The organism is Nocardiopsis mwathae (assembly GCF_014201195.1).
Lineage (GTDB): Bacteria > Actinomycetota > Actinomycetes > Streptosporangiales > Streptosporangiaceae > Nocardiopsis_C > Nocardiopsis_C mwathae.
Map to the genome: position 1 here is coordinate 2,407,257 of NZ_JACHDS010000001.1, position 20,365 is coordinate 2,427,621.

Annotated in this window: 23 protein-coding genes; 10 read left to right on the plus strand and 13 right to left on the minus strand. The window is 72.4% G+C overall.

Annotated elements, in window-relative coordinates:
* Window positions 1-104 precede the first annotated feature (104 nt).
* From HNR23_RS10120 to HNR23_RS26305, 4 genes are all read right to left on the minus strand, one after another.
* Window positions 105-758, minus strand: a complete 654-nt coding sequence (locus HNR23_RS10120; RefSeq protein WP_184075287.1) for a LolA-like protein — start codon at window positions 756-758, stop codon at window positions 105-107.
* The gene (locus tag HNR23_RS10125; protein WP_184075289.1) at window positions 755-1,444 is read right to left on the minus strand and encodes a hypothetical protein; all 690 of its coding nucleotides are present in this window, start codon (window positions 1,442-1,444) and stop codon (window positions 755-757) included. The genes HNR23_RS10120 and HNR23_RS10125 overlap by 4 nt, the downstream gene beginning before the upstream one ends.
* Window positions 1,420-1,950, minus strand: a complete 531-nt coding sequence (locus HNR23_RS10130) for a hypothetical protein (protein ID WP_184075291.1) — start codon at window positions 1,948-1,950, stop codon at window positions 1,420-1,422. The genes HNR23_RS10125 and HNR23_RS10130 overlap by 25 nt, the downstream gene beginning before the upstream one ends.
* 259 nt (window positions 1,951-2,209) lie before the next feature.
* Window positions 2,210-2,431, minus strand: coding sequence for a hypothetical protein (locus HNR23_RS26305; RefSeq protein WP_221308079.1), 222 nt, complete (start codon window positions 2,429-2,431; stop codon window positions 2,210-2,212).
* On the opposite strand from HNR23_RS26305, the gene HNR23_RS10135 reads away from it, so the two are divergent.
* A complete protein-coding gene (locus HNR23_RS10135; protein WP_343070506.1) occupies window positions 2,393-2,758 on the plus strand; it encodes a cupin domain-containing protein in 366 nt (121 codons plus the stop codon). The two genes, HNR23_RS26305 and HNR23_RS10135, sit on opposite strands and share 39 nt — an antisense overlap.
* Before the next feature lie 18 nt (window positions 2,759-2,776).
* Complete coding sequence (locus HNR23_RS10140) at window positions 2,777-3,373, plus strand: dihydrofolate reductase family protein (RefSeq protein WP_184075295.1); 597 nt, start codon at window positions 2,777-2,779, stop codon at window positions 3,371-3,373.
* Between the two features lie 39 nt (window positions 3,374-3,412).
* Here HNR23_RS10140 and HNR23_RS10145 read toward each other — a convergent pair whose 3' ends face one another.
* Entirely contained in the window at window positions 3,413-4,654 is a 1,242-nt protein-coding gene (locus tag HNR23_RS10145) for an MFS transporter (RefSeq protein WP_221308080.1), read from the minus strand.
* Between the two features lie 402 nt (window positions 4,655-5,056).
* Between HNR23_RS10145 and HNR23_RS10150 the strand changes: the two genes are divergently transcribed.
* Together HNR23_RS10150 and HNR23_RS10155 are read left to right on the plus strand one after the other, a co-directional pair.
* On the plus strand, window positions 5,057-5,785 hold the full coding sequence (locus HNR23_RS10150; RefSeq protein ID WP_184075297.1) for a nuclear transport factor 2 family protein: 729 nt from the start codon (window positions 5,057-5,059) through the stop codon (window positions 5,783-5,785).
* Window positions 5,786-5,888: 103 nt separating this feature from the next.
* The gene (locus HNR23_RS10155) at window positions 5,889-6,455 is read left to right on the plus strand and encodes a hypothetical protein (protein WP_184075299.1); all 567 of its coding nucleotides are present in this window, start codon (window positions 5,889-5,891) and stop codon (window positions 6,453-6,455) included.
* Here HNR23_RS10155 and HNR23_RS10160 read toward each other — a convergent pair.
* From HNR23_RS10160 to HNR23_RS10180, 5 genes are all read right to left on the minus strand, one after another.
* Window positions 6,452-7,531, minus strand: a complete 1,080-nt coding sequence (locus HNR23_RS10160) for a serine hydrolase (protein ID WP_221308081.1) — start codon at window positions 7,529-7,531, stop codon at window positions 6,452-6,454. The two genes, HNR23_RS10155 and HNR23_RS10160, sit on opposite strands and share 4 nt — an antisense overlap.
* Window positions 7,528-8,460 carry a DUF6895 family protein gene (locus HNR23_RS10165; RefSeq protein ID WP_184075301.1) on the minus strand — a complete coding sequence of 311 codons (933 nt, stop codon included), beginning with the start codon at window positions 8,458-8,460 and terminating at the stop codon, window positions 7,528-7,530. Before HNR23_RS10165 ends, HNR23_RS10160 begins: the two co-directional genes overlap by 4 nt.
* Window positions 8,460-9,191 (minus strand): hypothetical protein, encoded by a 732-nt coding sequence (locus HNR23_RS10170; protein ID WP_184075303.1) that lies wholly within the window; start codon window positions 9,189-9,191, stop codon window positions 8,460-8,462. The genes HNR23_RS10165 and HNR23_RS10170 overlap by 1 nt, the downstream gene beginning before the upstream one ends.
* A gap of 11 nt (window positions 9,192-9,202) precedes the next feature.
* The gene (locus HNR23_RS10175) at window positions 9,203-9,418 is read right to left on the minus strand and encodes a hypothetical protein (RefSeq protein ID WP_184075304.1); all 216 of its coding nucleotides are present in this window, start codon (window positions 9,416-9,418) and stop codon (window positions 9,203-9,205) included.
* Window positions 9,419-9,775: 357 nt separating this feature from the next.
* The gene (locus tag HNR23_RS10180; protein ID WP_184080154.1) at window positions 9,776-10,690 is read right to left on the minus strand and encodes a sugar-binding transcriptional regulator; all 915 of its coding nucleotides are present in this window, start codon (window positions 10,688-10,690) and stop codon (window positions 9,776-9,778) included.
* 223 nt (window positions 10,691-10,913) lie between these two features.
* Between HNR23_RS10180 and HNR23_RS10185 the strand changes: the two genes are divergently transcribed.
* From HNR23_RS10185 to HNR23_RS10200, 4 genes are read left to right on the plus strand one after another with little or no spacing between them, the layout of a single operon-like run.
* On the plus strand, window positions 10,914-11,924 hold the full coding sequence (locus tag HNR23_RS10185) for an alcohol dehydrogenase catalytic domain-containing protein (protein ID WP_184075306.1): 1,011 nt from the start codon (window positions 10,914-10,916) through the stop codon (window positions 11,922-11,924).
* A gap of 36 nt (window positions 11,925-11,960) precedes the next feature.
* Window positions 11,961-13,340 carry an ABC transporter substrate-binding protein gene (locus HNR23_RS10190; RefSeq protein ID WP_394353761.1) on the plus strand — a complete coding sequence of 460 codons (1,380 nt, stop codon included), beginning with the start codon at window positions 11,961-11,963 and terminating at the stop codon, window positions 13,338-13,340.
* Window positions 13,337-14,269 carry a carbohydrate ABC transporter permease gene (locus HNR23_RS10195; protein ID WP_184075308.1) on the plus strand — a complete coding sequence of 311 codons (933 nt, stop codon included), beginning with the start codon at window positions 13,337-13,339 and terminating at the stop codon, window positions 14,267-14,269. The genes HNR23_RS10190 and HNR23_RS10195 overlap by 4 nt, the downstream gene beginning before the upstream one ends.
* Window positions 14,266-15,192 (plus strand): carbohydrate ABC transporter permease, encoded by a 927-nt coding sequence (locus HNR23_RS10200; protein ID WP_184075310.1) that lies wholly within the window; start codon window positions 14,266-14,268, stop codon window positions 15,190-15,192. The genes HNR23_RS10195 and HNR23_RS10200 overlap by 4 nt, the downstream gene beginning before the upstream one ends.
* A 40-nt stretch (window positions 15,193-15,232) precedes the next feature.
* On the opposite strand, the gene HNR23_RS10205 is transcribed toward HNR23_RS10200, so the two are convergent.
* Window positions 15,233-16,582: an FAD-dependent oxidoreductase gene (locus HNR23_RS10205; protein WP_184075312.1), complete on the minus strand. Its 1,350-nt coding sequence runs from the start codon at window positions 16,580-16,582 to the stop codon at window positions 15,233-15,235.
* A 93-nt stretch (window positions 16,583-16,675) separates the two neighbouring features.
* On the opposite strand from HNR23_RS10205, the gene HNR23_RS10210 reads away from it, so the two are divergent.
* Window positions 16,676-17,542 (plus strand): helix-turn-helix domain-containing GNAT family N-acetyltransferase, encoded by an 867-nt coding sequence (locus HNR23_RS10210; RefSeq protein ID WP_184075314.1) that lies wholly within the window; start codon window positions 16,676-16,678, stop codon window positions 17,540-17,542.
* Window positions 17,543-17,593: 51 nt separating this feature from the next.
* Here the strand turns inward: HNR23_RS10210 and HNR23_RS10215 are convergent, their stop codons facing one another.
* Complete coding sequence (locus tag HNR23_RS10215) at window positions 17,594-18,613, minus strand: NAD(P)H-dependent flavin oxidoreductase (protein ID WP_343070507.1); 1,020 nt, start codon at window positions 18,611-18,613, stop codon at window positions 17,594-17,596.
* A 268-nt stretch (window positions 18,614-18,881) separates the two neighbouring features.
* On the opposite strand from HNR23_RS10215, the gene HNR23_RS10220 reads away from it, so the two are divergent.
* Window positions 18,882-19,124, plus strand: coding sequence for a hypothetical protein (locus HNR23_RS10220; protein ID WP_184075324.1), 243 nt, complete (start codon window positions 18,882-18,884; stop codon window positions 19,122-19,124).
* A gap of 134 nt (window positions 19,125-19,258) precedes the next feature.
* On the opposite strand, the gene HNR23_RS10225 is transcribed toward HNR23_RS10220, so the two are convergent.
* On the minus strand, window positions 19,259-20,305 hold the full coding sequence (locus HNR23_RS10225; RefSeq protein WP_184075326.1) for a threonine ammonia-lyase: 1,047 nt from the start codon (window positions 20,303-20,305) through the stop codon (window positions 19,259-19,261).
* Between the last annotated feature and the right edge of the window lie 60 nt (window positions 20,306-20,365).

Here is a 20,365-nt window from a genome sequence, read left to right on the forward strand (position 1 = left end):
CCGCGGGCATCGCCGTCGTTCACGGCATCACCGACGCGGTCCGAGCACCGACGCCGCGTCGTCCAGCCGTGAGTGGTGATGGCACCCTGCTCGTCGGGCACCGGTCACTCGCCGCCGAGGCGCAGGTCCGTGACCTCGTAGCGGCACCGCAGTCGGGTGCCGTCGTAGGACTCCGCCCGCAGGAGGAATCCGGTCTCCTCGTCGACCGCGGCGGACAGGCGGGTCATGTCGATCGCCGCCCACCCCGTGTACGCGCAGCCGCAGGCGTCCCAGGGGCGGGGGCGGGCGGTGAGCCGGTAGGCCGAGCGCCCATCGGCCTCATCCCGCTCGGCCCGGACCTCGGTCAGCCACGACACCAGCATCGCCGGACGGAACATCTCGGCGAGCCTGCGGTCGAACATGCCCGTCCAGGTCGTGTTCGACCACCACCCCTCGGGGTCCTCGCCCCGTACCGGAGGCTCGGGGTCGGGGACGGCCTCCAGTCCGGCCAGGTCGCCGTCGAGGTATTCCAGCTTCCAGTCGGTGGTCGACCGCGCCGTGAGCCGGACGGTCTGCACCACCCACGGCGCGTCCTCCGGACCGGGTTCGGGCATGAAGCGGCTCTCCGAGCGGGTGTCCCCCGCACGGTCCGACATCAGGTCGTAGGAGGTTCCCCCGCAGCGCACGTCGGCCCGGAACACCCGGTCCTCCCACTCCGTCGCGGCCATCCGCCCGACGGCCGCCCGCAGGCACGCGGTCTCGTCGTCGTGCACGCTCACACCACCTTCACGGCCCACGAAGCACTGTTCTCATGCACGCCGTCCGCGCCATCATCCCCGTCTCCGGGGCCGGCCTCGTCGACCACCGCCCACTCGCCGTACACGATGAGGTAGGGAGCGTCGGCGACGACGTCGGGCTCGATCCGGACCTCGATCCGTTCCCGGTCCCCGTCCTTCGACAGCCGGTGGACACACGTCGCGTCGTCCGCCGCTCGGCTCTGGGGGGCGCAGACCGCGGAGATCTGCCGCTCCTCTTCAGGGAGCCCTTCCGCGTCGACGTCGGGTGACGCGCGGACCTCGATCCTGCTCGGTTCGGCCGGGGCGCCGATGGAGAGCGTCACCGCCTCGCCGTCCGCACGGACGTCGACCCACTCAAGTGTCGTCGGAGGCTCGATCGAGGCGTCGGTTCCGGCCGCGGCCCAAAACGCCACGATCGCGTCGACCGTGACCTCACCACCGTCCGGCGCCGCGGCCCGGAGCGACGGCGGGCTCGGCATGTCGGACGCCTCCGCCAGCGGGACCAGCGGTTCCTCGGGGGGAGCCGACGGCGGCGACGCGTCGGTCGGCGCCGACTCCGCAGAGCAGGCCGTGGCCAGGAGCAGCAGGGCGGCGAGGCCGAGCCGGCGCCCGGCCCGTGCGGTACGGGCCGGGCGCCGCGGCGTCACGCCCTCGCGTTCTTCTTGCACTTGATCTCTTTGGGGTTCTGGTTGTGGAAGGACCGCGACCAGGTCGTCTTCCCGACCTTGGCGTAGAAGCGGCCGGACGCACGGTACTTGTACCACGTATCGGCCTTGCACTTCTTGTTCAGGTTGAGCTGCAGCTTCGCCTTCGCGCCCGAGACCCCGTCGGACTTCAGGTGCTCCCACCCGTACCACCGGGAGCGGTACAGGCTTCCGGCGATGTTGTGCGTGGAGGGCTTGGCCTTGCACCGGCCCCTCAGGTGCGTGTTGATGGTGTAGGTGACCCCCTTGGTCCCCGACACGTGGGGGTAGTCGATCTCGCCCTGGCAGATGCTGGCGGAGGCCGCTCGTGTCGAGGGCTCGCCGCCTCCCTGAGGCACGCCGCCGCTGTCCGCTTCCAGGGGAAGTGTCTCCGCGAGGGGCCCGGCATCCGCGGGGACCATCGCCTCGGACTCCGGCAGGCTCCGCTGCTCGCCCGGTTCGGCGTCCGCGTGCGCAGCAGGGGCGCTCACCAGCGCAAACCCGACCACGAGTGAAACGAACAGGTGCTTTTTCACGAATCTCCGTTCAGCTCGACCCGCCGCCCTTTCTCCCGGGCCGCGGGATCCACGTGTCGAGTGGAGAACTCTAGAGCACGGTTCACACGAAATGCCCCACCATTCCACATACCGCCGAATCATTGATAATGATCACATAAGCGGGCATCGGCAACGGCCGGGCGCATGAACGATCCCGGACCTTCCGACGGCGGGCCGCGGACACTGCTGTGCGCTAGACGGCCATGCGCACGGGTGCGGTTCCGGGTGACGCCGACGGTGTGAAGGCACCCCACGCCGCGGCCAGGCGGCGGACCGCCCCGCTCAGGTCCTCGGTCGGCGCGGCGAAGTGCAGGCGCAGGCGGTCGCGGCTGCCACCGGATGCGTCCAGCCCCCTGCCCGGCAGGACGGCGACGCCGTGGCGCAGCGCCGCCTGGACGGCGAGTTCCCCTGGCACCACCATGACGAGGACGAACTCTTCCTGTGCTGGGACGGGACGTTCCGCCTCGACCTGGAGGGACGGCAACCCGTCGTCCTCGGCGCGGGCGACCTCTTCGTCGTGCCGCGCGGCGTGCGGCACCGGCCGGTCGCCGACGCGCCCGCCCACGCCCTCCTGGTGGAGCGCCTGGAGACAAAGCAGTATGGGAACGGTCGGGGAGCAGGCGGCGAGGGGCGGCCGGAGACTCATGCCCTGCTGCGACGCGTACCGGTGGCGGAGGGCGGGGCCGCCCGAAGATGTCACAGGGGCCCGTTAACGTCCTTCACCTCATCCCCCGAACGGTGAAAAGAGGAGCGTGGTTCCATGCGCATCGTGGTCATCGAGTTCATGAGCTTGGACGGCGTCGTACAGGCTCCGGGCGGGCCCAAGGAGGACACCGACGGCGGCTTCGCCCACGGCGGCTGGACGGGACCGTTCTTCGAGCCGGAGACGGTGGGCGCCGCCTTCGACGATGCGCTGAGCAAGGCCGAGGCCCTGCTGTTCGGACGCCGTACCTGGCAGACGATGGCTGCGGCGTGGCCCGGGCGCGCGGGCGACCCGTTCGCCGACCGGATGAACGCGATCCGGAAGTACGTCGTGTCCTCGACGCTGGCCGATGACGACCTGACGTGGAACAACACGACGCTCGTCCCCGGCGGCGAGGCGGTCGCCCGCATCGGGCGGCTGCGTGCCGCCGAGGGCGGCGACGCGGTGGTCATGGGAAGCTCGGCGCTCGTCCGCACCCTGTTGAGCGAAGGCCTGGTCGACGAGCTCCGGCTCATGATCATGCCGGTGATCCTCGGCGGCGGGAAGACGGTCTTCCCCGGAGACGGCGCCCTGCACAAGTTCGAGCTGGTCGCCAACGCCACCAGCGGCACGGGCGTCCACATCTGCACGTACCGGCCTGCCGCCGAGGGATAGTTCGGGGCGCGGCGCAGCGGGCGGCGGCTACGCCGTCCGCTACGCCACGGTGTCGCGCAGGACACGAGCCGGGAGTCGGCGCTCCAGCAGCAGCACTCCGACGACGGTCACGGCGTTGGCCAGCCCCAGGGCGAGCCAGGGTGCCGCGTGGTCGAGTTCGTAGAGGGCGCCGAAGAAGGCGGGCGCGGCGATCGACGCGAGGGTGAAGGAGTACTGGAAGACGGCGAGGTAGCGGCCCCGGGCCTGGACCGGGGCCATGCTCGCGGCCAGGCCGTTGGAGACCGGCGCGTGCATCAGTTCGGCCGCGGTGAACAGGAGGGTCGCGACCAGCAGCGCCGGGATCGCCCACCACAGCTGCCCCGGCACGAGCGCGGCCATGATCAGGCACCATCCGGTCCACAGCACCGCCGCGCCGATCAGAGTCCGGGTCCTGCGGCGGCCGGCGAGTCGACGCGCGATAGGGGCGGACAGGACCGCGATGAGGATCGCGTTGCCCGCGAGGATCGATGCCGTCAGCCAGGCCGGCCCCTGGATCCCGCTCAGTACCACGGTGGGCAGGGCCAGCCCGAGCATCAGGGTCGACAGCGCGTACACGGTGTTCAGGCAGATCAGCCCAAGGAAAGGCCGGTCGCGCACCAGCTCCATGTAGCCGGACGCGGGGGCGGACTCGGCCGATCGCTCCCCACGCGCCTCCCCGGTGCGGACGAACGCCGCGATCATGACGGCGGCGACGGCGAAGCACACGGCCGCGCCGTAGGCGACGGCACGGAAGGCGGCCTCGCGCCCGTCGGCGACGACCACCCCGGTCAGCAGCCCGCCCGCCGCGAGTCCGGCGGTGCGTGCCCCGTTGCCGATCGCATACCAGGTGTCCCGGCCGCGCGGCGAGGCGCTGTTGTCGGCGTAGTCCGCGACGGCGGTGAAGATCGTGGACCAGAAGAAGCGGACACCGAGGGCGACCAGGCTCGCGGCCAGGAAGATCCCGACCGGCCCGCTCACCCACGCGTAGGCGAGGAAGCCGACCGCCTGCATCACCTGGGCCGCCACGACGACGGGAAGCGGACCGATCCGGTCGGCGATGGCGCCCGCCCAGACGGGGATGGGCAGGGTGATGGCGTTCGCGACGCTGAGCAGCACACCGAGCACCGCGAGCGGAACCGGGGTGAGCTCGGTGAAGTAGACGAGCGAGAGCGGGAGGAACAGTCCATGCCCGAGTGAGTCGATCGCCAGCGCCGCGATCAGCACCTCCCCGCCCCTGGCGCTTCTACGGGCACCGCCGCTCAACGGCACGCCTCCCTTCCCGAGCAGGCAGTCCGCCTACCCCAGACCTTCCGGCCGCAGTGATGTCCACGGCGGCACGGGCTACGGCGAGGGGGCGCTCGCACATGCGGGACATCATGGCCCGCCGCGCTTCCTCCACGCCAAGGGGTTTTACTCCCCGCCGGTCCAGGGCCGTTCTCCCTCGATGATCATGGGCGGGCATCCGATCATGTCCGTCTTGTCGGAACGGTTGCCTTGATCATCGGCGATGGCTCTGGGGGTGGAGCCACCGCCGCCGGCCCGCGTTCGAGGTGCGGATCGGTCACCCCGCACGCGGGAGAGATGACCCGGATTTAAGGATCACGCACCGGCTTCCAGGGAGACCCTTGACCTAGGAGTGAGATCGATTCATGGGGAGGGATCACCATGGCGGTCAAAGAAGAGGCGGGCCAGCGGTTCGATGTGGACGGGCTGCGCCACGCACTGGAGGACAAGGACCTCGACGCGATGATGTCCCTGTTCACCGAAGACGCCGAGTACCGCATCATCAGCCAGAGCTCACCGCCGTCGGCCCCCCGCGTCTTGCGCGGGCGCGGCGAGATCGGTGACCTGATGCGCGACGTGTTCAGCCGCGACCTGGACCACCGGCTGCAGAACGCGGTGGTCGGGGGCGGCCACGTCGCCTTCGAGGACCTGTGCACCTACAGCGACGGGACCCAGGTCGCCGGCATGGCCATGGCGGACGTGGTGGACGGCCGGATGAGCCGCGTGACCGACATCGAGGCCTGGGACGCTGTGAGCACCACGAGCCGCGCCGACTTCGCCGCGCCCGACGAGACGCGGACGTTCGGCCATGGGCGGCTGGACGTCGTCAACATCGACGACAGCACGATCGGGCTGTTCCGGCTCGAACCGGGGTGGAAGTGGTCCGTGGACGTGAAGCCGATCGCCGGCACGGATCTGTGCGAAGTCGCCCACTTCGTCTACTTCATCACGGGGACGATGTGCATTCGGTTCGCCGACGGCTCCGAGGTCGAGGCCGGGCCGGGCCAGGTGGCGCAGGTGCCCCCGGGACACGACGCGTGGGTGGTCGGCGACGAACCTGTGACAGCGATCGACTGGGCAGGAGCCACGCACTACGCCAAGACCACGTAGAAAGCCCGCACCGCGGCGTCCGGCGACGTGCCGTACGCCGCGGTGTGCCGGGCAGCCGGAGGTCGGGGGCGGCGTGGCGCCGGAGCTTCCTCCCGTTCAGGGTGTGGGGCGCAGGCCCGCCAGGGTCACCGTGTCGGTCGGCTGGCTCGGAGCGGTCGCCGCCTTCCTCGCGCTGGCCGTCGCCGGGCTGACGGCCGAAGACTCCCTGACCGCCCGGGGCGCCTACCTGGCGATGGAGGTCGTCGCCTGGTTCGTCATCGTCCCGTTGGGGCTGGCCTCCCTGGTGACCGGGCTCGTTTCGGCGCTGGGAACGACGTGGGGCCTGTTCCGCCACTACTGGGTCCTGGTCAAGCTGCTGCTGACCGTCGCCGCCACCGTGCTGCTGCTGGTGCACCTGCAGCCGATCGGCTTCATGGCCGGGATCGCGGCTGACACGGCGGCGCCCCTGACCGGCGCCGACCACCTCGGCGTGCGGACGCAACCGCTGTTCGACGCCGGTGCCGCCCTGCTGGTGCTGCTCGTGGCCACGACGCTGGCGGTGGTCAAGCCGCGCGGCATGACGCCCTACGGGCAGCGCGGGCAGCGCGGGCAGCGCGCGCAGCGCCGAGGCCCTTCCGCCGCTGCGGCGGTGCGGAGCAGCGGCTCCGACCCTGCGGTCGGGGCCGACTAGTAGGAGCCGTCCGGGAAGAGCACCGCGCGGAAGAGGCGGCGGGCGGCGCGGATGGCGGGTTGGCGCCAGGTCGGGGTGGCGTTGGCGAGCACCGCCACGGCGGCGTTGGCGGTCGGGCTGAACCCGACGAACGCGGTGAAGCCTCCGGTTCCTCCGGTGTGCCAGAGCAGGGTCTGCCCGCCCACGACGCGGTGGTTCCACACCAGGCTGACGCTGGTTCCGGCCGCACCGGCACGGCCCGCCATGGAGCGGCGCGGGATCCGGGTGGCCCGCAACGCCGCGGCGAGGGGCGCGTCGGACATCTCCGGGCGCAGGTGGGCTCGGAGATAGCCGAGCAGGTCGACGGCGGTGGACCGGACGGCGCCGGCCCCCGCCAGCGCACCGAAGTGCCATGGTCCGACCGGGCGCCCGCGCCGGTGGCCGGTCGCCGCACGGGTACCGGGGGCGATGGCGGGCGGCGCGCCGCTGTCGTCCATCCGCAGCGGGCGCAGGATGCGCTTGGCGAGCAGGTCGGGGTAGCTGCTTCCGGCGGCGTCGGCCAGCAGTTGGCCCAGCAGTCCGATCCCGAACGTGGAGTAGGAGGGCGGCGGCGACACGGCGGGCGCCGGGCGCAGCCGCGCCGTGGCGCGGTAGAGATCGTCGCGCGAGTAGCGGGCGTAGGGGTCGCGCAGCCAGTTGGACACGGCGCCCGGGAACAGGTTGCGGGGCAGTCGGGGCAGACCGGCGGTGTGGGTGGCGAGGTCGAGCAGGGTGATGGGGCGCTCCCCGCGCCGGGGGCGGCCCTCAGGTGGCAGGTAGGTGTCGATCGGGTCGCTGTAGTCGACATCGCCGCAGGCGGCCATCTCGGCGAGCAGCAGGGCGGTGAACGTCTTGGTGACCGATCCCGTCTCGAAGGTCGTGAAGGTGTCGACGAGGTCGGGCCAGCCGCGCCGCTGGAAGCCGACGGCGCGCACCGCCTCCTGGTTGCCTCGGATCACGGCTGCCGCCGCGGCCGGCACGCGCGCCTCGGTGAGCAGGGGCCGCATGTGGGTGTCGAGCAGCTCGGAGGGCGACTGGACGTCCGTCGATGTGGTCACGCGGTTCCTCCCGAGGCCGCCGCACTGGCAGTGAGGGCACGCGACACCGTCGTCGTCGCGGCGATGACGGCGACGATGGTCGGGTGGTGATGGTTGCGGAACGCCCGCTCCGGGTCGCACGAGGGCCGGGTGACGCCGTTGGGGACCATGCCGTCGTCCCGCTGCGCCTTGGCCAGGTGTGCCCACACACGCGGGAAGAGCAGGGGTTCGCGCAGGCAGGTGCCGACGGTGAGGATCTCGCCGAGCAGGTCCCAGAACCCGGTCTCGTCGAACACCTCGACCCATACCGGCAGCCACTGGTGCAGGTACTCCTCCAGCTCCTGGGGCAGGCCCTCGGGGTCGGCTCCCCAGTCGGTGAGGTGGAAGACGGTGTGGGTGACGCCGTAGGCGTTGGTGGCGTCGAGCATCCACGGCTCGGGGGTGGCGCCGAGCCAGGTGCGGGCGGTGAGCTCGGCGGGGTCGTCGTAGAGCGGCAGGCCGGTTCTTCGGGCCGCGGCGAACACCGCCAGCCGCCGGTTGGGCACCTGCTCGGGGACACGGGCGGCGCGCAGGCTGAGGAGGTGGGCGGCCAGCTCCTCCAGCTCCTCGTGGCGGTACCCGGCGGCGGCGAAGGTGGAGTAGATCTCCAGCGGGTAGGTCGCGGCCGGGGTGTGCTGCTGCAGCCGGAAGAGGAGGTCGCCCTCGCGGAGCTCACGCCAGGCGAAGTCGAACAGGGAGTCGGCCACCGCCGAACTGCGCGGGCCGAAGACCGCCTCGCGCCGGACCAGGCCGACGGCCAGCGCGAGTTCGCTCAGCGACTTGAGCGCGCCGCCGTCGAGGTCGTGGTCGGCAGCGTCGTGGTCGAGGGCGAAGCAGGAGCGGACGTGGTCGAGCCAGTCCAGGGCACTGTCACCGACCCGGTGAGCGGATCCGATGGTCGCGGCGTCCATCAGCGCTTGGGCTCCTTGAGGAGGTGGGCGATCGTCAGTTCCAGCAGGGTGCGCGGCTCGCCGGTGGCGAGCATCGCCATGTGCTCCAGCGCAGGGGTGAGCAGCGGTTCGGGCGCGGTGCTGTGGTCCAGGGCCAGCCAGCGGGCCAGGCGCGCGGCGGTGAGGTGGTCGCGGCGCAGCATGGAGCGGACCATGCCCCGGCTGAGGTCGGCGCGGCGGCGTCCGGCGTCGGTGCGGGTGGCGCCGACGAGGCCGGGCAGGGCGAGCGAGGACAGGCGCGCGTAGGCCACCGACCATTCGGGCCAGGGCGTGCCGATGCTGGCGGCGATCCCCTCGCCGGAGTCGCTGTCGACGGCCGGGGCGGGTGACAGCCCCTCCCAGGAGGTGGCGTCGACGGCGAAGCGCGCCAGCACGCGGCGCAGGGCCCAGTCGCGGGCCGCCCAGACGAGGTCGGGCGTGGGCGAGACCGGCGGCGCGGGGTAGGCCCGCGCCGCCTCCCGGATCACGGCGACGTCGTCGTCCTCGGGGAGCCGGCCGCCCAGCACGTAGGGCGCGAGGATGTCGGTTCCCAGGACGCGGACCGCCCCCAGGCCCGTGCCGTTCTCACCGAGTTCGGCGACGCGCCGCTGCAGTGTAAAGGCGCGCTCAGGCGCCGCCAGGGCACCGGCGACGTCGGCGGCCAGGACCCGGGTGGCTTCCTCGAATCGGGCCGAGGGCGATGAGGTGAGCATGGACCCGGCCGTCAGAACACCCGGGCGCAGGCGAGATTCTGCACCACGCCCTCGCACGCGTCCGCCTCGATCGGCTCGCCGCCGTCAGGGGCGATGGCCGGCAGCAGCGCCAAGAGGAGGTTGGAGATGCCCGCCGCGCGCGGTGCCGCGTTCGAGGGGGCCTCGGCAGTCTCACCTGCGTGCACCAGCGTCTGGACCGCGCCGCGGTCGTCGGCGGTCACGTCCACGTGACAGTCTGTCGGCGGTGTGCGCATCGCCATCCTGATCCCCCGTGTGAATTGGAATACACATGACCGAACCAAGAATGGGGGGCGGTGGCGGTTCACCACAAGTGACCGCCATTCCCAATCGCGCGTTCCGGTCGACGCGCAATTCACCGGCCGTGACGTCCGGCGCTCACCCAGCCGCACGTCAGAGGAGGTGGCAGCGCCCCGCCCGGGAAATGGAGCACTGCTTCCTATATCCCATAAAATCCCCCATCTCCTATCGACACCTGGCGATACCGCCGCCCGGCGGGTTCATCCTTTTCGGTCGTCGGAGAACGGGGCCGGGCGGGAACACGCCGTGTCCCACCCGCGGGGCGGCTACTCCTCCAGCAGGACCTTGGCAACGGCGGCGTCGGTGACAAGGGAGGAGATCAGGCCGGTGCGCAGCATGATGCCGATGGCCTCGGCCTTGGCCGCTCCCCCGGCGACCGCGATGACCTCGGGGACGCGGCGCAGTTGTTCGGCGCGGACGCTGAGGACCCGGTCGTCGAGGTCGGTGTGGACCTGCTCGCCCTTGGCGTCGAAGAGCTGGGCGGACATGTCGGCGCGCACCCCCATCTCGGCGTAGCGGGCGCGCTCGTCGGGGCCCAGGGTCTGGTAGACGGTGGAGGTCTGCTCGTCCCAGCCGCCGATCGCCACCACGGCCTTGGTCAGCCGCTCGAAGCGGCCGAAGGCCGCGGCGATGCCGGGGTCGGCGCGCAGCGTGCGCGCGGTGGCGGCGTCGGGCAGGACCAGCGGGGCATATATGGGGAAGGCGGACCCGCCGGAGATGTGCGCGGCGCGGCGAACGGTCTCCACCGGGCCTGTCGCGTTGGGGTGGTCCGAGATGACGCCGTTGAGCTGCACGATCGTGCAGGGCGCCAGCCGGGTCAGCTCGGCGCACATGATCTCCAGCGTGCGTCCGGAGGTGAGGCCGAGGACGTCGTCGGGGGTGACGATCTCACTGAGCAGGTCGGCGGCGACCGTGCCGACCTGGCGCCGGGTCTGCAGGGGGTCGCCGGACTCCGCCACGACGATGGCGTGGTGCAGTCCGAAGGCCTCGCGCAGCCGGTCGGAGCGCTCGGCGTCGAGCAGGGCGGGAAGCCGGATGTCGATGCGCACGATGCCGCTCTCCCGGGCCGCGTCCAGTGCCCGCGCCACCTTGAACCGGCTGAGCCCGAACTCCTTGGCGATCTCCACCTTGGAGTGCCCGTCCAGGTAAAAACGTCGCGCGATCGCGGCCACCTGGACCAGTTCCGCCGGGCCCCGCGCGGGGGCGCCTTCCCCGCCCACCGGGGGGATCTCGCCTTCGACCGACTGCCGCCCTGCCATCTCGCTCATGTGAGTCCGCCCATGCTCATAGGCAAACCATACATTGACATCGGCTTTCACATGTGTTTTACATGACATTAGACATATGAGAACACTACCGCTCACATGAGCATGAATCTCGGTGGGCGGACGGCAAGGAGCGACCGTGCGCGCAGCCATCATCGAGCAGCCTGGATCGATCACCGTCGGTGAGCGGCCCGACCCCGCACCGGGTACGGAGGGGGTCGTCGTCCGGGTCGGTGCGTGCGGCATCTGCGGCACCGACCTGCACATCGCCGACGGCGAGTTCCCGCCCAGCCCCTACCCGCTGGTCCCCGGGCACGAGTTCGCCGGTGAGATCGTCGCCGTCGGCGCCGACGCGCCCGGCGGACTCCGCGTCGGCGACCGGGTCGCCGTCGACCCCTCGCTCTTCTGCGGGCACTGCGACTACTGCCGGGCCGGACGCGGCAACCTCTGCGCCGACTGGGGCGCCACCGGCGACACCGTGGACGGGGCGTTCGCCGAATACGTCGCCGTCCCCGCCGCCAACTGCTACCGGATGCCCGAAGCGATGGGCTTCCGCGAGGGCGCGCTGGTCGAGCCGCTGTCGTGTGCGGTGCACGGCGTCCGCCGCATCGGCGTGAGCGCGGGCGAGCGGTTCCTGCTCGTCGGCGCGGGGACCATGGGCCTGCTGCTGCAGCAGCTGCTCCAGCACAGCGGCGCCCGCGTCACCATGGTCGACCGCAACGCCGAGCGGCTGAAGATCGCCGCCGACCTCGGCGCGCACGCGGTGGCCACGGACACCGCCGACCTCCACGACGAGCTCTTCGACGCCGCCGTGGACGTCACCGGCGCCCCGCCCGCGATCGAGGCCGCGTTCAACGCGCTGCGGCGCGGCGGGCGCCTGCTCATCTTCGGCGTCGCCGCCGACGACGCCCGCGTCAACCTCTCGCCGTTCCGCATCTACAACGACGAGATCACCGTGGTCGGCTCGATGGCCGTGCTGAACAGCTTCGGCGCGGCCCTGGATCTGCTGGCCGCGGGCGTGGTCCGCACCGCGCCGCTGCTCAGCCACGCCCTGCCGCTGGAGGACTTCCCCGCCGCACTGGACCTGACGCGGTCGGGTGCGGGGGTCAAGGTGCAGGTCGTCCCCGACGTCACCGCGGCGCGCCGGTAGCGCGAGCCGCCGCGACCGGGCCGGAAGGAATGCCACGTGAAGCACAGCGATCCGCGCACCGCCGCCCGCGGCCTCCTGCCCGCCGCCGCGCTCACCGCCGGAGCCCTGCTGCTCACCGGCTGCGCCGGGGCCGGTGCCGTGGCCGACCGCAACGGCGAGAGCTCGATCGTCATCGCGATCGTCGCCAACCCGCAGATGCAGGACGCCATCTCGCTGCAGTCGCGGTTCGAGGCCGAGAACCCCGGTGTCAAGGCGAACTTCGTGTCGCTTCCGGAGAACGAGGCGCGCGCCAAGATCACCACCTCGGTCGCGGCGGGCGGCGGCGAGTTCGACGCGGTCATGATCAGCAACTACGAGACCGCGCAGTGGGCGGAGTTCGGCTGGCTGGAGAACCTCGGCCCCTACATGGAGCGGACCGAGGGCTATGACGCCGACGACTTCATCCCCTCCATCCGCGAGGACCTGTCGTATGAGGGCGACATGTACTCGGTGCCGTTCTACGGCGAGACGTCGTTCGTCGCCTACCGCGAGGACCTGTTCGAGCAGGCCGGGGTCGAGATGCCGGACGACCCCACCTGGCCGGAGATCGCCGATCTCGCCGCCGCCCTGGACGGCGTCGAGCCCGGCGTCGCGGGCATCTGCATGCGCGGGCTGGCCGGGTGGGGCGAAGTCCTGGCCCCGTTCAACAGCCTGCTGCACACCTTCGGCGGACGCTGGTACGACGAGGACTGGAACGCCCGACTGGACTCCGCGAAGTTCCGCGAGGCCGCCGAGTTCTACGTGGACCTGGCCCGCGAGCACGGCCAGCCAGGCGCGGCCAACAGCGGCTTCGGCGACTGCCTGAACCGCTACAGCCAGGGCAGGGCGGCGATGTTCATCGACTCCACGTCGATGGTGAGCACCGTCGAGGACGCGGACGCCAGCACCGTCGTCGGCAGGAGCGGGTACGTGCCCGCGCCGGTACTCGACACCGACCAGGGCGGCTGGCTCTACACCTGGTCACTGGCGATCCCCGCGTCATCCGAGCACAAGGACGAGGCGTGGGCCTTCCTGTCCTGGATGACCGACAAGGACTACATCCGGCTGGTCGGCGAGGAGTACGGCTGGCAGCGGGTGCCCCCGGGCAACCGGCTGTCCACGTTCGACATCCCCGAGTACCAGGAGGTCGCCGGGGCCTACGCCGACCCGATGCTGCGCGGTATCGAGGGCCTCGACCCCGCGGACCCCACCGTGGACCCCGTTCCCTACTCCGGCATCGGATTCCTGGCGATCCCCGAGTTCCAGGACCTCGGAACGCGTGTCAGCCAGCAGCTGAGCGCGGCCATCGCCGGGCGCATCAGCGTGGAGGAGGCGCTGGAGCAGAGCCAGCGCTACGCCCAGGTCGTGGGCGACGGCTATAAGGAGGAGGGCCGATGAGCCCGACGACGCACGCGGCCGCCCGCCTGGACCCGCGGTCGGCGGAGCGGGCCCGCGGCTGGGCCCGGCGCGCCCCGCTGATGCCGGCGCTGATCTTCATGATCGTGGTCACCCAGCTGCCGTTCCTGTTCACGATCTTCTACTCCACGCAGTCCTGGAACCTGGTGCGCCCCGGTTCCCGGGAGTTCATCGGGCTGGCCAACTACGCGGCGGTGCTGACCGACGCCACGTTCCTCACCGCCGCGCTCAACACCGTGCTGATCACGGCGTCGTGCGTGCTGGTCTCGATGGCGCTGGGCATCGGCCTGGCCTTGCTGCTGGACCGCGGGTTCCAGGGGCGCGGGGTGGTGCGCACGCTGCTGATCACCCCGTTCCTCATCCTGCCGGTGGCCACGGCGCTGCTGTGGAAGCACATCATGTTCGAGCCGGTGTTCGGGCTGGTCAACTTCGTCCTGTCCCCGTTCGGGGCGGGGAACGTGGACTGGGCTGCCCAGCACCCGGTCATCGCGGTGGTCACCGCCATGGTGTGGCAGTGGACGCCGTTCATGATGCTGCTGGTGCTGGCCGGGCTGCAGAGCCAGGGCCGCGACGTCATCGAGGCCGGGGAGGTCGACGGCGCGAACCGCTGGCAGATGTTCACCGCCATCACCCTGCCGCACCTGCGCCGCTACATCGAGCTGGGCGTGCTGCTCGGGTCGATCTACGTGGTCAACACCTTCGACACGATCTACATGATGACCCAGGGCGGGCCCGGGACGGCCAGCGCCAACCTGCCCTTCTACATCTACCAGCGCACGTTCCTCGGTTTCGACATCGGCCAGTCCGCCGCCATGGGCGTCATCGTCGTCGTCGGCACCGTCATCGTGGCCATGCTCGCGCTGCGGTTGATCTTCCGGTCGTTCATGGCCGGCCAGGAGGCGATGTCGTGACCACCGCAGCTCCCACCGGACCCGCGGCGTCGGCGAGCCGTGCCGGGGGCGGGCGGGCCGGGACCACCGGGGTTCCGCGCCGTGTCGGCCGCCCGCGCGCCCGACGGCGCAAGAGCGGCGCCCGCGGCATCGCATTGACCGCGCTGACCTGGGGCATCGCCCTGCTGTTCGTCTCACCCGCGCTGTGGATGGTGCTGACCGCCTTCAAGCAGGAGGGCGATGCCGCCACCGACCCGCCCACGGTGCTGTTCGAGCCGACCCTGGAGCGGTTCGGCGGTGTGGTCGACTCCGGCATCCTGCCCTACCTCGCCAACTCGATGGTCGCCACGCTGGTCTCGACGTCGCTGGTGCTGCTGCTGGGGGTACCGGCCGCCTACGCGCTGTCGATCCGCCCGATCAAACGCACCCAGGACGCGCTGTTCTTCTTCATCTCGACGAAGATGCTGCCGGTGGTGGCGGTGGTGGTCCCGCTGTACGTCGCCGCGGCGCAGGTGCGGATGCTCGACAACGTCTGGACGCTGGTGGTGCTCTACACCGCGATGAACCTGCCGATCGCGGTGTGGATGCTGCGCTCGTTCTTCCTGGAGGTACCCAAGGGCATCGTCGAGGCGGCGCAGATGGAGGGAGCGGGGCTGCCCCGGGTGCTGTGGTCGGTGATGCTGCCGGTGATGGCGCCCGGCATCGCCGCGACCGCGCTGATCTGCATGATCTTCTCGTGGAACGAGTTCTTCTTCGCGGTGAACCTGACCGCGGTGCAGGCGGCCACGGCGCCGGTGTTCATGGTCGGCTTCATCACCAGTGAGGGGTTGTTCCTGGCCCAGCTGTCGGCCGCGGCCACCCTGGTGTCGCTGCCGATCGTGGTGGTCGGCTGGATCGCCCAGCGCCAGCTGGTCCGGGGTCTGTCGATGGGCGCGGTGAAGTAGCCGACCCGCGGCCGCGCCCCTGTGGGCGCGGCCGCCCGGTTCAGCCCCGCACGGCCCCGGTCCCGGTCCGCCCGGCCGGGGCCGGGCCGCAGCAGCCGGCCTCCTCGGTGGGGTCGGGCTCCTCGGTGAGTCCCGAGCCGCTGCACACGCCGGTTTCGGGGAGGGTCAGCTCGACGCGCGCGGCCGCCTCGTGGTCGCCGGCGATCCGCGCGGCGATGCTGCGCACCTGCTCGAACCCGGTCAGGGCGAGGAAGGTGGGGGCACGGCCGTAGGACTTCATGCCCGCCAGGTAGAAGCCGGGCTCGGGGTGGGCGAGCTCCTCGGCCCCGTGTGGGTAGACCGTGCCGCAGGAGTGCATGTTGGGGTCGATGAGGGGGGCCAGCCCGACCGGTGCCTGCAGGGCGGGGTCGAGGCCGAGCCGGACCTCGGAGAGCCAGGACAGGTCGGGGCGGAAGCCGGTCAGGGCCACGACCTCGTCGACGGGGCCGAGCTCCCGCCCGCTGTCGTCGGCCAGCACCACGCGGCCGCCCTCGCACCGCACCGCGGCGGTCCGGAAACCGGTGGCCAGCTCGATGCGCCCGGCGTCGACCGCCGCCTTGGCGCGAATGCCCAGCGCGCCGCGGGCCGCCAGCCGGTCGGCCTCCCCACCGCCGAACGCGTCGCCGACCTCACCCCTGCGCAGCACCCAGAGGACCCGCGTGCCCGGCTCGGCCTCGGCCAGCTCCGACAGCGCCACGAGTGTCGTCAGCGCGGAGTGGCCGCGCCCGACGACGGCGGTGCGGCGGCCCCCGTAGCGCCGCCGGGCCTCGGCGTCGGCGAGGTCGGGGATGCGGTGGGAGATGCCGTCGGAGACGGAGGCGTCGAGCTCCCCGAGAGCGGGCAGCCCGTCGGCGCCGAGCGGGTTGGGGGTGGTCCAGGTTCCGGAGGCGTCGATGACGGCGCGGGCGAGGATCCGCTCCTCGGCCCCGTCGGCCCCGCGGATGTGAACGGTGAACGGCTGCTCCGAGCGCCCGGCGTCGACGACCCGGTCGCGGCCGCGCCGCGCCACGCCGATGGCCTCGGTGCCGAACCGGAGGCGGACGCGGCCCCGGTTTCCCAGGGCGTCGGCCAGGGGGCGCAGGTAGGTCCGCACCCACTCGGCGCCGGTGGGGTAGGCCGCGTCGGCCGGGCGCTGCCGACCCTCTGCGGCGAGGATCTTCTCGGCGGCGGGGGCGATGAGGTCGCGCCAGGAGGAGAAGAGGCGGACGTGGCCCCATTCGCCGACCGCCGCCCCGGCGGTCGCGCCCTTTTCCAGGACCAGGACGGGCAGGCCGCGCTGCTCCAGTTCGGCCGCTGCGGCCAGCCCCACCGGGCCCGCGCCGATCACCGCGACCGGCAATCCGTCGACCATGGCACACCTTTCCATCGATGAATGTCGATTGAGTTGGACTTTATCGACATCCATCGATTGATGCAACCATCGATCGTGGTCGATAATGAGGCCATGACCGTGACGACGCCCGCGCCCGACGCCCCCGCCCTCGACCCCGCCGACGCCGCGACCTATGCCTCCTGGTTCGCCTGCCTGGCCGAACCCACGCGCGTCCGGCTCCTGCACGCCATCGCCTCGCGCCCCGGAACGAGCAGCGTCGGGGAGCTGGCCGACAGCCTGGGCATCGGCCAGCCGACCGTCTCCCACCACCTGCGCAAGCTCGCCGACGTCGGCTTCGTCACCCTGGCCAAGGAGGGCACCTCGACCCGGGTCGCGGTCAACCCCGCCTGCTGCACCGGGCTCCCGCACGCGGCCGACGCCGTCATGGGCATGGTGGCCGCACGCCCCTGCTGCCCCGGCGACCTGCCGGACGACGTGACGGTGCGCGCGATGGAGCCCGGCGACATGGACGCGGTGCGCCGCATCTTCGCGGAGGGCATCGCGACCGGCGAGGCCACCTTCGAGACCGAGGTCCCCGACGCCGCGACACTCGACGCGACATGGCTGGCCGACCACCGGTGGGTGGCCGAGATCGACGGGGCGGTGGTCGGGTGGGCCGCGGCCGGCCGGGTCTCGAACCGGGAGGTCTACTCAGGCGTCGCCGAGACCTCGCTCTACGTGGACGAGGCGGAGCGCGGACGCGGTGTCGGCAAGGCGCTGATCCACCGGCAGGTCACCGAGGCCGACCGGCAGGGCCTGTGGACCCTGCAGTGCTCGGTCTTCCCGGAGAACAAGGCCGGCCTCGCCCTGCACCACTCGGCCGGGTTCCGAACGCTGGGAGTGCGCGAACGCATCGCCCGGCACCGCGGCCGGTGGCGCGACACGGTCCTGCTGGAACGCCGACGCCCCGACGGTGAGGTGTGCGGCGGCCGGGACTGAGCCGACCGCCCACCGCGCGGGCGGCCGTGCCGGTCTCCGCGGTCGGAGCGGTCAGAGTTCCGCGGCGATGCGGGCCACGATCTCGGCGGCGGGGGCCTCGGCGGCCGAGCGGAAGCCGATGCCCGCCCAGAGGTGGAGGGTGTCGGCGTCCCCGGCCTTGGCGGCGGCGGCGCGCATCGGTCCGGTCAGGTAGTGGACCTGCGGATAGGCGCCGGGAGCCGCCTCGCCGTGGGTGCGCAGGAAGCGGTTGACGATGCCTCGGGCGCGGCGGCCGCTGAAGGCGCGGGTGATGGCGGTCTCGGAGAAGCGGGCGTCGGCCAGGGCCTGCTTGTGGGTCGCGCTGGCGCCGCACTCGTGGCAGCGGAGGAACGCCGTACCGAGCTGGGCGGCGACGGCGCCACGGGACAGGACGGCGCGGACTCCCTCGGGGCCGGTGATGCCGCCCGCCGCGACGAGGGGGACGTCGACGGCCGCGCGCACCTCGGTGAGGAGGTCGAGCAGCGGCACGGTCCGCTCCTGGTCGTCGACGAACGAGCCCTGGTGCCCGCCCGCCTCGGCGCCCTGCACGCACAGGGCGTCCGCCCCGGCCTCGACGGCGATGCGGGCCTCGGCCGGGGTGGTGACGGTGACGACGACGGCGCTGCCGGCCGCCCGCAGCAGGGCGATGTCACGCGCCTCGGGGCAGCCGAAGGTGAAACTCACCACGGGGACGGGCGAGGCGAGGAGGGCGTCCAGTTTCGCCGAGTAGTCGTCATCCCGCCACTCGGCCGGTCCGGGCGCGGCGCCCAGTCGCTCGGCCTCGGGGGCGATCCGCTCCCGGTAGGCGGCGACCTGCGTCTCGGGGACGGCGCTGCCGCGGTCGGGCATGAAGATGTTGACCCCGAAGTCGCGCGAGGTCAGCGTGCGCGTCTTCGCGATCTGCTCGGCCATCGACTCGGCGGTCCGGTACCCGGCGGCGAGGAAGCCGATCCCGCCCGCCCCGTTGACCGCCGCGACCAGCTCCGGCGTGCTGGCGCCGCCCGCCATGGGAGCCGCCACGACCGGAACGCCGATCCCATCGAAAATGCCCACTGTCCACTCCCCCGCGACCGTCGAACGGACCATTGCGAAAAGTAAGCATCAGACTCCCATACCCCCCGGACCGCCGATGGCGGGGGTCCGCTCCCGGCACCCCGCGCGGGTCGGCGGGCCTTCGGCCCGGCACGCCCCGTCGACGCGAACCGTGGTATGACAGAGTTCACGGCCGCAAACAGTGACAACCGAAGTTAACAGTGATTACTCTTGGAGGTGTCAGCGGACCGAGCCGCGCCCCCGGCGCGGAGAGAAGGCGGAGATCCCCATGATCGACACCGCACTCCTTACCACCGTCATCTGGATCACCCTCGTCGGCATCGGGCTGACCTTCGCGATCGGCCTCGCGGTCATCGCCGACCAGGCGATGCGCCACCGCGAGGCACGCGCAGACCGCACCGCACCGCTCCCGGCGGGGACCCGGGAGAACGGAACGCAGCCCCGTCACGCGGCGGACACGGCCGGTGGGGCGGCCGTGGACCGGGCCGCGGCGGAGAAGCAGCCGGTCTGAGGTGGAGCGGCCGGGTCGGCCGAGTCGGCCGACTCGGCGCCACCGGCCCGATGATGACGGCGCCCTCCTCCGGGGGCACCCGCGGCAGCGGGGCTCCACGGGGGAGGGCGCCGTAGGTCGTACGCGCCTCTTCGCTACAGGTCGTCGCTCTGGCCGGTCAGGACCGTAGCGGCCAGGAGGACCGGATCGACGTTGCCTCCCGAGACGACGGCGACCGTGTTCCCCGCCGGGGCGCGCCCCGACAGCACGGCCGCGGCGGCCAGGGCGCCACTGGGCTCCGCCACCACACGGGCCCGCCGTGCGATCCGGCCCATCGCCGCCCGGATCTCCTCCTCGGTGACGGTGAGGATGTCGTCCAGGCGTTCCCGCAGGTGGGCGAATGTCCGGTCGGACAGCCCCACGCGCACGCCGTCGGCGGCGGTCCGGGCGGTGCGCTCCGGCGACCAGGCGATCCGGCGGCCGACGGCCAGGCTCTCCGCGGCGTCGGCAGCCAACTCGGGTTCCACACCGATCACCGCGGCGTCCGGCTTCAGCTCTTTGACCGCGGTGGCCACCCCCGAGGCCAGCCCCCCGCCGCCGACCGGGAGCAGCACCGTGTCCACGGCCGGCAGGTCCTCCAGGATCTCCAGGCCGACGGTGCCCTGCCCGGCGATCACGGCGTCGTCGTCGAAGGGCGGAATCAGTGTCAGGCCGCGCTCCCCGGCCAGCCGCCGCGCGGTCTCCGACCGCTGCGCGGGGGTCACGATGACCACCTCGGCGCCGAGCTCCCGCATCGCGTCCGTCTTCACCTGCGGCGCGCCCTCGGGCACGACGACGACGCAGGCGACCCCGACGGCGCGGGCCGCGTACGCCAGGGCGCGGCCGTGGTTGCCCGACGAGTGGGTCACGACCCCGGCGGCGCGGGCCTCGTCGTCCAGGAGCGACAGCGCGTTCGTGGCGCCGCGGATCTTGAAGGACCCGACGGGTTGCAGGTTCTCCGCCTTCAGCCAGAGCGGCGGGCCGCCGCGCACCACGGGCATCGGCAGCAGCGGGGTACGCATGACGCCCCGCCCGCCCGCACCGTCCGCACCGTCCGCACCTCCGGTGCCGCTGACCGCGCCGCGCGGTGCGATGCGGTCGGCGGCGGCACGGATGTCGTCCAGGGCGATGAGCCCGGTCTCGACGTACTCGGTTCTCTCCATGCCCAACGGTATTCCCACACCGCACGCGTCCGATGACGGCCCGCGTGGCATGATCGTGGT